This is a genomic window from Methanocorpusculum sp. (assembly GCF_030655665.1).
Classification (GTDB): domain Archaea; phylum Halobacteriota; class Methanomicrobia; order Methanomicrobiales; family Methanocorpusculaceae; genus Methanocorpusculum.
Window position 1 is genome coordinate 51,104 of sequence record NZ_JAUSPQ010000008.1, and the last position, 14,815, is coordinate 65,918.

11 protein-coding genes are annotated in these 14,815 nt (G+C 49.5%); 8 read left to right on the plus strand and 3 right to left on the minus strand.

The genetic code is table 11. The annotated features are described in order from the left end of the window. Positions 1-271: 271 nt before the first annotated feature. The 3 genes from Q7J08_RS06405 to Q7J08_RS06415 all read left to right on the plus strand — a co-directional run bounded on the left by Q7J08_RS06405 (position 272) and on the right by Q7J08_RS06415 (position 3,191). Complete coding sequence (locus tag Q7J08_RS06405; protein WP_304910865.1) at positions 272-667, plus strand: type IV pilin N-terminal domain-containing protein; 396 nt, start codon at positions 272-274, stop codon at positions 665-667. Between the two features lie 153 nt (positions 668-820). After that, positions 821-1,237: a type IV pilin N-terminal domain-containing protein gene (locus Q7J08_RS06410; RefSeq protein ID WP_304910866.1), complete on the plus strand. Its 417-nt coding sequence runs from the start codon at positions 821-823 to the stop codon at positions 1,235-1,237. Between the two features lie 301 nt (positions 1,238-1,538). After that, positions 1,539-3,191, plus strand: a complete 1,653-nt coding sequence (locus tag Q7J08_RS06415; protein WP_304910867.1) for a hypothetical protein — start codon at positions 1,539-1,541, stop codon at positions 3,189-3,191. Between the two features lie 425 nt (positions 3,192-3,616). Here Q7J08_RS06415 and Q7J08_RS06420 read toward each other — a convergent pair whose 3' ends face one another. Continuing rightward, positions 3,617-4,891, minus strand: a complete 1,275-nt coding sequence (locus tag Q7J08_RS06420) for a type IV pilin (protein WP_304910868.1) — start codon at positions 4,889-4,891, stop codon at positions 3,617-3,619. 150 nt (positions 4,892-5,041) lie between these two features. On the opposite strand from Q7J08_RS06420, the gene Q7J08_RS06425 reads away from it, so the two are divergent. The 5 genes from Q7J08_RS06425 (at position 5,042) to Q7J08_RS06445 (ending at position 12,415) form a co-directional block, all read left to right on the plus strand. Next, positions 5,042-7,390 (plus strand): type II/IV secretion system ATPase subunit, encoded by a 2,349-nt coding sequence (locus Q7J08_RS06425; RefSeq protein WP_304910869.1) that lies wholly within the window; start codon positions 5,042-5,044, stop codon positions 7,388-7,390. 10 nt (positions 7,391-7,400) lie between these two features. Beyond that, positions 7,401-9,278: a type II secretion system F family protein gene (locus tag Q7J08_RS06430; RefSeq protein ID WP_304910870.1), complete on the plus strand. Its 1,878-nt coding sequence runs from the start codon at positions 7,401-7,403 to the stop codon at positions 9,276-9,278. Between the two features lie 111 nt (positions 9,279-9,389). After that, positions 9,390-10,676, plus strand: a complete 1,287-nt coding sequence (locus Q7J08_RS06435) for a phenylacetate--CoA ligase family protein (RefSeq protein WP_304911246.1) — start codon at positions 9,390-9,392, stop codon at positions 10,674-10,676. Positions 10,677-10,678: 2 nt separating this feature from the next. After that, on the plus strand, positions 10,679-11,980 hold the full coding sequence (locus Q7J08_RS06440) for a phenylacetate--CoA ligase family protein (RefSeq protein WP_304910871.1): 1,302 nt from the start codon (positions 10,679-10,681) through the stop codon (positions 11,978-11,980). Beyond that, positions 11,981-12,415 (plus strand): ACT domain-containing protein, encoded by a 435-nt coding sequence (locus Q7J08_RS06445; protein WP_304910872.1) that lies wholly within the window; start codon positions 11,981-11,983, stop codon positions 12,413-12,415. It abuts the gene before it with no gap. Between the two features lie 50 nt (positions 12,416-12,465). On the opposite strand, the gene Q7J08_RS06450 is transcribed toward Q7J08_RS06445, so the two are convergent. Both Q7J08_RS06450 and Q7J08_RS06455 read right to left on the minus strand, forming a co-directional pair. After that, entirely contained in the window at positions 12,466-13,257 is a 792-nt protein-coding gene (locus tag Q7J08_RS06450) for a lipopolysaccharide assembly protein LapB (RefSeq protein WP_304910873.1), read from the minus strand. Continuing rightward, on the minus strand, positions 13,254-14,537 hold the full coding sequence (locus Q7J08_RS06455) for an orotidine 5'-phosphate decarboxylase / HUMPS family protein (RefSeq protein WP_304910874.1): 1,284 nt from the start codon (positions 14,535-14,537) through the stop codon (positions 13,254-13,256). The genes Q7J08_RS06450 and Q7J08_RS06455 overlap by 4 nt, the downstream gene beginning before the upstream one ends. Positions 14,538-14,815: the final 278 nt, after the last annotated feature.

The window sequence follows — 14,815 nt, forward strand, 5'->3', positions numbered from 1 at the left end:
CTCAATCACCTTTCAGAATATGCACGTCACGTGTACGGTAAACAGTGTCTGATTCGTATAGCGGGTATCACCACTCATTGGGTGAAAATCTCTTTTTTTTTGTTTTTGAAACGGCAGTCCGGTTAGTATGTCCTTTTTCGGGTAGCGGTCCAATAATGTTATTCTGAAGAATATTCTTCACGAAAAATCATGATGAAATCTGGGTTTATGGTCAGATTGCCTTCAGGGATAGTTTTATTATCAATCCAATGTAATGATAAAATGCATATTTATGAAATTAACTGCAAAGAAAAATGACGGAGTATCACCGGTAATCGGTACGATTCTCCTTGTGGCGATCACTGTCGTGCTTGTCGCAATCATCTCGGCTGTCGTTATGGGCATGGCCGGAAACGTCGGCAACGCTCATGTTGTTGGTGTTACAGTTGGACAAGATTCCGCAGTGGATGGTGGTATCTTAGTTACCATCACAGGTGGAGCAGATGTTAACCAGCTCTCGAAGTATTATGTGTACAATGGAAGCACCTATGTTGGTAATACAACTAATACGACTGTAGGCATTCCGGAAGCATTTGTACCAGGCGTTGGTCAGGCAAGTATCTCTGTTGTTGGTACCTTCTCTGATGGTAATCAGACGATCTACACCGGCACAATCAACGTAGCGTAATACTACTGGTAATAACCCCCCGGGGTTTACTTTTTTTAATCACTTATGCATACGTTGATTTGCGAAATTCAGTTTTCACTTATTAAATCTCTCTAAAATAGTTCTCTATCCGGTACCTTTATGATATTTTGTATCATTGATTAAATGCATATTATGATATTACCTGCGAAGAAAAATGACGGTGTCTCTCCGGTCATCGGTACGATCCTCCTTGTCGCCATCACAGTTGTACTTGTCGCGATCATCTCGGCAGTCGTCATGAGTATGGCCGGCGGGATTGGAACAAGCCATGTTGTCGGAGTAAAAGTAGTTCAGGGTGCTGATGCCGCATCTTATGATAAATCTTTACTGGTTACTATCACCGGCGGTGATGTCACAGGTCTTAGGTCTATCACCGTATACAATGGTTCAGTAGAAGTGAATGAGGTACCATTTACGTCAGTCGGGGTCCCGATGAACTTCAATAGTACGATCAATAAGCTTGGTGCCGGCCCTGTCTATCTCTCGATAGTAGGTCAGTTTGCAGATGGCGATCAGACCATCTACTCAGGCACGATCAATCTGGTATAATCTTTCTCAGTGGATAATACCACATTCATTTTTCTCCTCTCTCAACCGATTTTTTGGCTGAGCAGGTGGGTATATAAAAAACCGGTCGCAAACAGGCGGCTGGTATTTTTTCTTGAGCCGACACCATTCGTGTATTTATATCTAATCATTTTGCTAAAAATCTGCAATAACTTTAGGACTATATCAATTTCACTCCAATATGCTGGTAGAGAAAAAACCACGGGAATGTCCGCCCGGTAGTTTTTTCAGGAAATTCACCAATGAAAACAGCACTAAACCCCCAAATCGGAGAATTCGTCGAATGACCGGAAACATCACCGCAAACGACCTTGCATACTACTGCCCGCCTGTTCAGTCATCTTCCCAGGATATGACACGGCCCGCCGACTGCCGGCCGATCAGCGAGCCGACGGTCTACTTTATCGCAGAAAGTGTCAGCGAATCACTTCGCTGGATCAACATCGCCTTCAAACGGTACAATCGGGAAAAAGGCCCCTCGGTCTTCTATCAGAACGGTCGCCTTGTCTGGATCGCCCGTGACGAAAACGGTTCGTACCAGATCTATCCGCTCGACAGAAACCGGCTTCGCTTCATCCTTGCCGACTACACCTGGCTGAACGCAAAGACCCGCGAACCATGCAAACTCAGCAGCGACCTCCTCGACACCGTTATCAGCACGCCTCCCGGGTACCTCCCAAACGTCCCTGTCCTCAAAGGACTCTACTCCGGTGCTCTCCTCACTACCGGCGGTCGGATCGTGGCCGTCAAAGGATATGATGCCGAAACTGCTCTGTACCTTACGACCACTTACGACATCCCTCCGGTACCGGAACACCCAGATCCTGCCGACATAATCGAAGCCACGACCGCCATCAACGACCTCTTCGAAGAGTTCCTCTTTGAAACCGAATGCGACCGCCAGAATGCCATCCTTCTCCTCGGAACAGCCGTATTCCGTCCCATGATCAAAGGACCAGTTCCCATCGGCATCATCGATAAAAACGCTTCCGGAGCCGGCGGGACGCTCCTCTCTCAGCTGATCGGGGCACTCGCCTATGGGACTATCCCTTCGGTCTACTCGGCGACCAAACGCAAAGACGAATTCGAAAAGATCATCCGTTCGATCACCAAAGCAAACCCCTTCATCGCCATCATCGACAACCTCGAGACCGGCATGGACTGGACGCCTGCCGCACTCCTCTCTGCCACGTCCGGCACCGGCGAAGTCATCAGCCGGAACATGGGCAGCTTCGACTCGTTCACCGCTGAGGCGACCACCCTCTACATCGTAAACGGCATCAACGTCGAGATCCGTGCCGATGTCACCCGTCGTATGTTTCGCATCCGGCTCGTCACCAAAAAAGCCGGGCAGAACGGGTATTCCCGCACAAAAACAGAACTCCTCGGAGAAGCCGTCCTTCGCCAGCCGAAAATCATCTGGGCATTCGCCGTTCTGTACCAGAACTGGAAAGCCGCCGGCTACCCTGCTCCGCCCAAATGTTCCGGCGACATCTCCGAATATCCTGAATGGGATCACCATGTTCGGGGTCTCCTTTCCCATGCCGGATACACCCGGATGCTGGAAAATCAGGGAGAGTTACAGACCGGTGAAAACGATTCAGACGTGGAAGGAGCCGGTCTCATCACCATACTGAAAAAGAAGTTTCCTGAAGGCAGTTTCACTCCCGGCAGGGTCAGGGCAGTCCTTGAAAAAGAAGCTGAACTCAGGAAAAACGGGTGTCCGAGTCTGGATGAACTCCTGGATCATGCACCCGAAGATATTATCCGTCTCTCACTCCAGAATGCACTGACAACGACAAAAGTCGGCTACTGGCTCAAAAAATATGTTGATGCAAAGTATGCGGGCTGTGATCTCTTCCTCAAACGGGGTGAACGTGTCGGGGAGGGACGGAAGTACAGCCTTGTTTCGATCGAATCCCAGACGACACTCTGAGTGTCGGTTCGTGTCACCTGATGATCTGAGTGACACGATCATCTCTCCTATTTTACCGTTATTTCTGAATCTAAGACGTTCTGTCACTTCTGTCACTTATGTCGATGTTTTTTGTATCCGTGATCCACAGCAGAATACTCCAGTATATTGTAGAGACCGATAAACATTGACAATAGTGACATAAGTGACAGAAAGAGTTAGATTGGTAAATAAGTCTTAAATATGGGTTGGATTCATGTCACTTCCAAAATACAAAGCGGCAGAATTGACATAGGGTTCTTTGGTAATTACAAGAGTATCAATCAAGATCTCAATTTGTTGGAGAAAAGACATAGCTGAGTAAAATATACCTATACATCAGAAAAGGATGGGTTAATACGTTATTTCGGTGATAAGAAATAGCGTAAATGGTATCTGCAGGTTTGTCATCCTGCATATCCCCCCATCTCAAGGGTGTAGATTTCTGCAATTTCCTCAGAGGTCAGCGGGAAGTCAACCTCGTGCTGCATTTCAGTGGTAAAATTGCCGTTATTTACATCCCAGCGGGTAACATCGTAACGTGATTTTGTCGGGATATTGAGAGGCAGACTCTCAGTTATCGGCCCGCGTATCGTGCCGGTGTCAACACCATAGATATACAGTTTCGATCTATCCTGCGGTGAAGTGCCCATCTGGTCATATACACTAGTTATATGATACCATTTCTTCTCAAGACTTGGAACGTGGTATTCGACCTGTGTGGATGGAGTTTCACCAGTTTTTTCAAAATAGAAGATCATCTGAAAGCCATGAGTAGTTGGGTTTGAAAATTGCAGTCTCCATACTCTATCGGTGTATCCGGTGCCGCCACTTCCGTCGCTATATCCGCGTCCTGCAATATCCCACAAACCTGTCGTATAGGTTTCACTACTCTTGACCCACGTCATCGCGGTGATGCCCGGATCTCTCACCGCAAGTATCATTGACCCAGTTCCTGTATCTCCTGATGTGGTATTCCGGATATCTAATCGAACTGTGTATGAGCCCGCTGTATTATACGTAAACACTGCTGCTTTCGTATCAGCTGTTTGTCCATTCCCGCTGGTCCAGGAATATTCTATATCAGCAGAACTTTCTTCGGCAGTGAACTCCACGGCAGCCTGATCGGACACAAAATGGAGCACGACCCAAATGTCAGCCAGATCTGCGATCACACCGGGAAGCGGTTTTGATCCTGAGATCCCCGTCTTCACCTGGCTCGTGGCATTCTTACCTTCTGTTATCACGGCAGTAAATGCTGCATTCACCTCTACCCCGCCTTCACGGTAAAACTGTTTTTCGGCAATAACCACTGACTTTCCTGTCCCGGTATAGACAACAGACACCTGATGGAGCGGATGAGTGATCCCAAGATCCCAGGTCAGTTTCATTCCCGGGGAAAAATCCACGTCTTCTGCCTGAAATGCCTGTGTCTGGTCAATCCCATCCACAAGGATTGCATATTCGCCGGCAGGAAGCGTGTCTCCCGAAAAATGGGTCAGGGTAATGACCCCGTTATTATCTGAAATGGTGATCCCAGCTATAGGCGTTGAATCCACATTTCCTGAATAGAGGATACCAACAACAAAGATCCCCGTCAGAAATATGGTGAGTGCAAGAATCAAAAGTGCGGCGATCACTGGGGCTACCCCATTATCATCCCCGCCCCCTTTCCAAATCATGGTAATACCCATTTCTTCTCAGAGGATATACTCCTTTGCGAAGGAATATATTCTTCACCTGGGGAAATTATATAACAGCAACAATCAAATTATTGTTTATCTTTATTTCTGCGACGGGTTGTTGCCGGAATCTATCTGGGAATATCGCTGATGTTTGGCAAAAAGAACAAGGAAGAGTCGGAAGAGGAATTATATCCTACACTTCCCGAGTACGACTTCGAGCGGGACGGATCTTTAGTCTCTCCAAAACTGCGAAAGACCGACGAGGTTCTCGAAGCCTACTGGATCGAACCTGGTCTCACCCGTGTCTCCATCATCAGAACAGCCGAGTATGAAAATATTTATATTGCCCATGAACCGGCTCTGACCCCATTTGAAGCCGAACTCCTCGAACGCCTTCAGCCGGCTGTTCGTGATCTCCTGATCATGAAGGATATCGAGCTGAACGATAGAAAGGAGGTCTTGTATGAGTCGATCGACTACCTTCTTGACTCATATGATCTGCCGCTTACCAATGCCACCGTCTATAAGATGAGGTATTATCTGAAACGTACCTTTTTTGGATGGGGCAGGGTCGATATCCTTCGCGGGGATCATGATATCGAGGATATTTCATGTTCGGGATACGATCTGCCGGTATATCTGTATCACCGCAAGTACCGGGATATCAAGACCACGATCTTCTTCACTGATCCCCGTGAACTGGACAGTCTGGTCGTTCTGTTTGCGCAGAAATCCGGTAAACACATATCTCTCTCGAATCCTATCGTAGATGCAACCCTCTCCGACGGGTCCCGTATTCAGCTGACCTATAGTACAGTGATCTCGACCCGCGGTTCTTCATTTACTATTCGTAAGTTCAGAAAGAATCCATTCTCACCCATTGATCTTCTGGTCAATCATACGTTTACGATCGATGAAATGGTGTATCTCTGGATGGCGGTTCAGTACAACTACTCCATTTTGATCGTAGGAGGTACGGCTTCAGGGAAGACGACGACCTTAAACGCTATCTCCCAATTCATCCCTGCCCTTTCGAAGGTGGTGTCCATCGAGGATACGCGTGAGATCATGCTGGAACATGACAACTGGATCGCAAGTCTTGTGCCGCTTTCGTCAGGAGCTTCCTCTGTCCAGCGGGATATCACCATGTTCGATCTGTTAAAAGCTGCGATGCGGCAGAGACCTGAGTATATCCTTGTGGGTGAGGTCCGTGGTATTGAGGCACAGACGCTTTTCCAGGCGATGAACTCGGGGCACACAACGTTTTCCACTTTGCACGGCGGAGATGTCACGATGGCCATCCACCGTTTGGAGAACCCGCCGCTGGATGTGCCTAAGGCAACGATCGAGACCCTGGATATCGTGTTATGTCAGGGTAGTATGTTCCGTAACAAGAAGCAGGTCCGCAGGTGTAAGGAGATCACCGAGATCGTGGGTATGACCGATAAAGGTGAGCTTGAGGTCAACACGGTGTATCTGTATAATTTCCAGAAGGATGCACCAAGTTTCTCCGGGACGTCGCAGGTGTATGCGTCGATTGCAGAAAAGACCGGTATGAATATGTCAACGATGGGCGAGGATATCCGTAAGCGTACGGCGGTTTTGCAGGCAATGCTTGATCAGGATATCCGGGATTACCGGGATTTTGCACGTATCGTCTGGCTGTTTCTTTCGAGGCCTAAGTATGTTATGGCGAATGTGGCGGATCTTACGCAGATTCTGCCGGGTAAGTGTAAAATCCATGAGACCCTGGCAAACCCCCAGATCGAGAAGGCAGAGTATCCGGAGATGGTGGACGGACCTGCGGAATCTGATGCGGCATACGGGACGGGCTCATCCATTTCCGACCGTGTAGATAGTCCCAAGGTGACTCGCGTGTGTTATGTCCCGGATTCTCAGGGCGTATCCTTCACGGTTGACTCGGCTCCTATTCCCGACTCTGCAGAGCCCGGTGTGTGCTATATCCCGGATACGCTGGGAGTATCCTCCACGGTTGACTACCCCCCTATTCCCGATTCTGCGGCGCCCGGCGTCTCTCTCCTCCCCGATGATGTTCCCGAATCGTCTGATTCTCATGTAACTCTCGTCCCTGATGTCGTTTCTGAGCCTGAAGAGCCTGAGGTTTCTGAGTCCTCCGATGTCGTTCCTGAGTCTTCCGCTTCTGAAGAATCTGTCTCTCCTGACGTTGTTCCTGAGCTTTCTGCTCCTGAAGACTCTGTCTCTCCTGACGTTGTTCCCGAATCTTCCGCTTCTGAAGAATCTGTTTCCGCTGATGTAGTTCCCGAGCCTTCTGCTCCTGAAGTCGGAGTTCCATCAGATGATAGTGAGGATTTCTTCTTTGACATCCACGCTCCCATTCGCTCCAAAGAGGAAATATTTGGTCCGTCTGAATCAGACCCCGAGTCGATTTTTGAAGTGGCACCTGAGAAAGACATCTCCTCTTTCGACCTGTATGCAGATGAACAGAACACGGATTCCTCTCCGGAAAAGAAGTAGCGTGTAGGCCATGAGAAATCCCTTAACGCCATCACCCGAACGCATCAGAGCTCTTGAAAAGGAACTCTTTTCGGCACGTATTGATATAGACGTCAAGGGACTGGTTCGTTATGCACGTGTCTTCGGTTTAATTGCCAGTATCCTCATTGTTTTTGCCCTCATCATCATTGATGTTTTCTTCTTTCCTGTTGCCAATCTGTTCGCCGATTCTGAATATATTATCTTCACATATCCTCTGACCGCCGGAATCGCCATTCTTGCAAACGTTGCGGTCTATTACGCCATCATTTCCTATCCAAAAATTGAAATGCGGAGCAGGAAGCGGTTCATAGAAGCATCCATGTATGAAATGGTATCCTTCATGTATGCTCTGCATCACTGCGGCGCAACCTTGTATGCCTCGCTCCATTCGATAGCCCGGTATGCTGACTACTATGGAGATGCCGCAAAAGAGTTCCGCCAGGTCGTCTCGGATATGGATTTCTGCGGCTACGATCAGTTCACCGCCATCCAGCGGCTCGCCGACACGACTCCTTCCGACAAACTTCGTTTTTTCCTATCAGAGTTGTCCTCAACGTATCGGTCGATAGGTAATGCTGAGGTGTTTCTGGATGGTAAACTTCGGGAGATGCAAAAAGAGGCTGAAGTCACCCAGAGAAGTTACCTCTCTTCACTTGGGGCGATCGCCGAGATGTATATCACTCTATTCGTGGCAGGCCCCCTTTTCGTCGTGATCGTTATCATGGTTATAGGTCTCATCTCGGGTTCGGATCCGCTGATCCTCGCTCTGGTCGTCTATCTGATGCTCCCGATAGGAACAGTGATCTTTCTCCTTCTTCTGGACGCCCTTGGTCAGACCTACATCATCAAACGTACCCAGATGCCCAGATCAACAGTTTCCCTGTATCCCCAGCTTACTATTATGGAGTCAGAGGAGGATGAGACCCCGCTCTTTGAAAAACTAAGAAAGTATGATAAACGCCTGAGGGTCATGGAGTTTTTCCACCACCCGCTACTTGCTATCAGGGAGGAACCGTCACTCGTTTTCGTGTTCAGCGTCCCGCTTTCATTGATCACTGGCGTCATTCTCTACCTCTCTACGGTCAGGGTATTCTTTAATCCGTATATGATCTATGAATGGGGTATGGCGGTCGATGATGTGATCATTGTCATGCTTTTGGTGGCTCTCATACCCTATGCAATAAGCTATCGTTCGTATAATCGTAGAATAGACAAGGTCGAGGGAGCTCTTCCGGATTTTTGTCGCCAGTTGAGTTCTCTGGTAAAGTATAATATGACCCTCACCCATGCCATTGAACTCACCGCACAAGAGGGAAAAAGTTACATTCAGGATGATATCCGTGTGCTCTCCCGGGATCTTCAATGGGGAGAGAAGCTTTCATCCGCTCTCAAGCGCTTTGCTGACCGCATGAAAAACCTCTCTGTTGACCGTCTGGTCATTCTCCTCTCCCAGACCGAACACTTTACCAATGATCTGTCGCTCACGATCGATCTGCAGTATCATGAAGCAAAGAGCAGAGAATCGCTGAAACGGGAAAGAAAGAGCGACATGGGTGTGTATGTCGTGATCGTTTTCATGGCATTTGGCGTGTTTGTGTTTGTTCAGATCATTATGTCGGAGGTGTTTCTGAATATCATGATGGAGAATTCCGACGCACTTTCCTACTTAAGTTCCAGTTCTGGTGCCGGTTTCCCTGCCCAGCTCTATCAGATGATCATCTATCACTCGGTTCTCATCCACGGGTTCTGTTCCGGGCTTGTGGCAGGAATGATGGGTACTGGATCGATCAAGGGGGGTATCCTGTACGCGTGTATTATGCTCACATGTGGCTCCCTCGCTTTTATCCTGATTGGCATGGTCATGTAGTGGTAAAGTCCGAGTCATAACCATTATCTTAGTATAAAACAATGTAATAGGGTGCTAAAGTGTGGCATGACACACAGTGTCATGCCCCCCATCTGCAAAGGACTTAACCTTATGTTCTGGAATGAGAAGATGGAAACCCTGTCCGGTCCGGCTCTTGAAGAGCTTCAGCTCAAGCGTCTGAAGGAGACGGTTGCACGGACGCAGAATATCGGTTTCTACAATACCCTGTTCAAGGATGCGGGAATAACCCCGTCTGATATCAAGTCACTTGACGATCTGGCAAAGATCCCGTTCACGAAGAAAGCAGATCTCCGTGGGGGATATCCGTTTGGATTTTTAGCGGTGCCTATGCGTCAGGTGAACCGGATCCATACAACATCCGGAACGACCGGAAAACCGACGGTCGTCGCCTATACGAAAAATGATCTCAATATGTGGTCGGAACTTATCGCCCGCAACCTGACGATGGTCGGGCTCGCTGCAGGCGATATTTTCCAGAATGCGTCGAACTACTCTCTTTTTACCGGCGGTCTCGGCATCCATATGGGTGCGGAGAAGATCGGTTGTGCTGTTGTTCCCTCAGGTGTTGGGAACACTAAACGGCAGATCGAGATGATCCAGGATTTCAAAGTGCGTGGTCTTCACTGTACTCCGAGTTATGCGATGCATCTGACTGAGGTGGCTGAGGAGATGCATGCGGATCTTTCATCGCTTGAGATCGGCTGTTTCGGGGCGGAAGCCTGGTCGGAGAATATGCGCCGTGACTTGGAGAACCGTCTCGGCCTCAAAGCCTACGACAGTTACGGGATGAGCGAACTGTTTGGTCCGGGTGTTGCCTTTGAATGCCCCGAACAGAATGGTCTGCATATTTGGCATGACTGTTATATCGTCGAGATCATCGACCCGAAGACCGGCGAGGTGCTCGGTCCCGAAGAGAAGGGAGAGATGGTCGTGACACCAATCATGAAGGAGGCTATGCCCCTCTTACGATATCGGACCGGCGATATCACGATGCTCATGGAGGATGAGTGTCCGTGCGGCCGCGGTCAGAAGATTGCGAGACTCCTTGGAAGAAGCGACGATATGCTTACGGTTCGGGGTATCAATGTGTTCCCGAGTCAGATCGAGCATGTGCTGAAAAACGTCCCTGAAGTGGGAGATCAGTTCATGGTCTACATCGACCGGGTGGATCATCTTGATGAGATGATGATTGAGGTGGAGATGAATAAAAATATCTTCTCGGGCGAGCTTCAGGATCTCTCGAAGCTGCAGACGAAGATCATGAAAGCCCTGCAGGAGACGCTCACGCTGCGTGCCAAGGTCGATCTTGTTGAACCGGGCTCTCTCCCCCGCTTTGAAGGAAAAGCAAAGAGAGTTGTTGACCGGAGGGTCATTTAATCATGGCATATTATAATGAAAAGATCGAGACGATGCCTAAGGCTGAGCTTTCTAAGCTCCAGTATCAGGAACTGAAAAAGCTGGTAACCCGCCTCTATGATAAATCGGCCTTCTATCATAAGAAAATGGACGAGACTGGTGTCAAACCAGCGGATATCTCTTCCATTGCCGATATCACGAAGCTGCCTTTTATGAATAAAACGGATCTCCGTGACAATTATCCGGACGGGCTTGTTTGTGTTCCTCACGAGGATCTGGTCAGATATCATGTTTCATCCGGGACGACCGGGAAACCGACGGTCGTAGCTTATACCCAAAACGATATCGATCTCTGGAGTGAGTGCGTTGCCCGCTCGCTTGTTTCGTGCGGGGTTGGAAAAAAGGACGTTTTGCAGGTCTGTTATGGGTACGGTCTTTTCACCGGCGGTCTTGGACTGCATTACGGCGGAGAGAAGGTCGGCGCGACGGTGATCCCTGCATCGACCGGAAACTCCGAGCGGCAGATCGAACTTATCCAGGATCTGAAGACAACGGTGATAGCTTGTACTCCCTCATACTTTATCCATCTGATCGATGTGGCGAAGAAAATGGGTGTGGACTTCAACAAGGACACGCTGCTTCGGACCGCGGTTCTCGGGGCAGAACCATGGACGGATGCAATGCGCCGGTATATCTACGCTGAGTCCGGAGTCACGGCACACAATATCTTCGGGACGTCTGAGATATCCGGGCCGATGTTCACGGACTGCAGTGAACTGAACGGTATGCACATCTGCGGAGATATCGCCTACACTGAGATCATCGATCCAAAGACCGGCGAGCAGCTCCCTCCGGGTGAGAAGGGAGAACTGACGATCACGGTCCTGAAAAAGGAGGCGATCCCGATGATCCGGTATCGGATCGGAGATATCACGTCTATCATTGAAGGAGATTGTGCCTGCGGCAGAACTTCGCCGCGGATCGACCGTCTGCAGGGCAGGGTCGATGATATGCTGATCATCCGCGGGATCAATGTTTTCCCGTCGGCTATCGAGCATGCTCTCTTGAAGAATCCGTATCTCACGAGCCATTTCATGATCGAGGTGTCCAGAACCGGCCCTCTTGACGACATGCTTGTAAGGGTAGAATTAAAGCCTGATGCGATGACAGATAGTATTAACGGTCTCATGGAGATGCAGATGCGTACCGAGCGTGCTCTTCGGGATGCACTGAATGTGTCTGCGAAGATCGAGCTATGTCCGCCGAACTCCCTCCCGCGTTTTGAGGGTAAAGCAAAACGTGTAATCGATCATCGGGTGATCTAAATGACGGAAAAATACATCATCAAACAGTTGTCGATATTTTCAGAGAATAAGGCTGGAAAACTTGCCGCAATCGCCAAGATTTTTCTTGACACCGGCGTGTCCATTCAGGCATTCAACATTGCCGAAGCAAATAACTTCGGGGTCGTCCGGGCTATCGTAGATAAACCGGAGATCGCGTTCAATGAGTTTGCCAAACAGAATTATGCTTTGCAGTATACGGATGTTCTCGCGATCAAAATGAAGGATGTTCCAGGCGGCCTGTATGAAGTGGCAAACCTTCTTGGCGGTCTTAGTATCAACATCGAGTATGCATATGCATTCCGTTCCGGAGACTACGGTGCATTGATCGTGAAAGTGACAAATCCGCGTGAAGCAGCATTAAAGATCGTGGAAGCCGGCATCGAACTGCTTCCGGCGAAAGATTACAACTTCTGATCTGAATACTCAATCCCTATTTTTTTAACTTGAAAAAAGAATGAAGGGTTTTATCCTTTCCTCACCGCGTCGCGGTTTTGCCGGTAGGATTTCTCTTTTGGATCAAGTTTCATGGCTTGTTCAAATGCAGAGACGGCACTCTCTTTTTGGTTGAGATATGCACAGGCGGCACCCTTGAGACTCCAGCTTTCGGCATCGTCCGGGGTGAGCAGAAGGACTTTTTCGATCGAAGCAAGACCTGCTTCATATTCTTTGCTTCTGATCTGGAGATTTGCCTGCATTTTGAGCAGACGGGGATCGTCTGGTTCGGCTGAAAGCCCGGTTCTCAGGGTATCTTTCGCCTTCGCCGCGTCGCCAAGGATGGACTCTGCGTGAGCTTTGTGCAGATAGGCAAGCGCACAGCCCGGGTCGATCGTGAGGGCCAGTTCTGCCGTTTGCCGGGCTTCGTCCGGGTTACCCGCAAAGATGAGGTACCCTGCTTTGTTTGCCAGCAGGGTCGGAGAGTAGGGAGCACTCACCAAAGCATCCGAGACTGCAGTGGCGGCCTCGGTGTATTTGCCGGACCCTGCAAGGAATCTGGCACGTTCTGCCGGAAACCGATGATCTCCCGGAAACAGTTTTCCAGCGGCGATGTGCGTAGCAAGCGATTCTTTTAACTCTCCGGTCTTTTCAAACAAACAGGCAAGATTGTACCAGACATCGGGGACGCCCGGCCGAAGTTTGATTGATTCCTGGTAACAGAAGATTGCTCCTTTCTCATCGCCGCTGTTCATTCGTTCGGATGCTTCCTTACACCAGAGAACTGGGTCAGAGGGGTTTGCTACCCGGGGTTTTCTGCTCACTTTTTCTCCCACCGGAGAAGCTGCGAGAGACTGCCGAGCGTCCCTCCTCTCCGAATCTCTTCCCTGATCCTGACCTCTGTTTTTTGGACCTCGACTGCACGCCGTGCTACTTCGTATGCCCGTTCTCGCGGGATGACGACGACACCTGACTGATCCCCGATCAGCCAGTCTCCCGGTCTCACTGCCTGACCGCAGCAGAATATGTCGGCGTTGATCTCGCCAAATCCTTTAGGTTCTCCTGCATTTGGCTGAATGCTCGTTGCATAAACGGGCGTCGCGAGTGTGGTGATATCGTCCCAGTCACGTATGGCCCCGTCGATAATTATCCCTGCGATCCCTTTGTTCTCAGCCGAGCGCGTGGCAAGTTCGCCCCACGGCGCTATGTCGGTTCTTTTATCATTGCTGATAACGAGAACATCTCCCGGTCTGCATTCATCAATCGCCTGGACCGGTTTTGACCAGTCCCCGCCGAACGTTTGTACAGTGACCGCTTTTCCAATCATTTTCTTCGGAACATACTGAACAAAAAGCCCGCTCATGGCTCCTTTCCGGTAAAGAGCGTCCGTTACGTTCGGGGCGGATACCTGTTCGAGAAGTTCGCGGATCGTGTCATCCAGACTGATTTTTACCGAGGTTCCCTCTGTCGGGCGGTCAATCGCATCCCGAACATTTCGAGTGGCCTTGGTGACATCGGCTGCTTTGATGATCGACCCTCCGATGATCACGATGTCAGCTCCCCGTGCCGCAGCTTTGGATGCCGTTTCTGCATTCAGTCCTCCGGCGACGGCTATTTTGATCGGTAGGTTCCCGAGTTTATCCAGAAGGTCCAGCGGATCCTTCCCTTCCATCTGCTGGTCGATACCTACATGGGCATTGATGATCTGGACCCCAAGGTCGGCAAGCTCTCTCGCACGCGTGATCACGTCCTCGACATTCATCATGTCTGCCATGATCTGCACTCCGTATAGAGAGGCTCCGCGTAAGGCATCTATAATAACTGCGTTATCTGTATTTGCGAGAACGCAGACGATATTTGCTCCTGCTTTTGCTGCCATCTCGACTTCCATCCCGCCGGTATCGGCAGTTTTCAGGTCAGCAACGAGCGTGGTGGTCGGAAACTGAGCTCGAAGCGAGCGAACGGCCTGCATTCCTTCACTTTTTACAAGAGGGGTGCCTATTTCTATCCAGTCAGCACCGCCCGCCAGTGCCTCTTCTGCTATTTTTTGTGCCCGCGTAAGTTCGGTTACGTCAAGGGCCACCTGGAGGATAGGGCTTTGCATAGAGAATAGTTTGGAAGGAGAAGGGGATAAGGCTGGCGGGTGAGTAAAAGATACGCTGCGGTCGACATTAGCGTAAACGATATCATCAGAGTCCTTCGTGGGTGTTTGGTCCATCAAACAGTTTTTTTCAAAAAAGGAGGGAGTTGTGTGACCGAGTCACAGATTATTACAACAGATTTTCCTTATTAACGATATCTCTTTTCGAGAAGGAAACACCGTGCATTGGAAGTTTCGGGAGAACATGATCCTTGTAATGTTAACAAATGTGAAAGTAATGA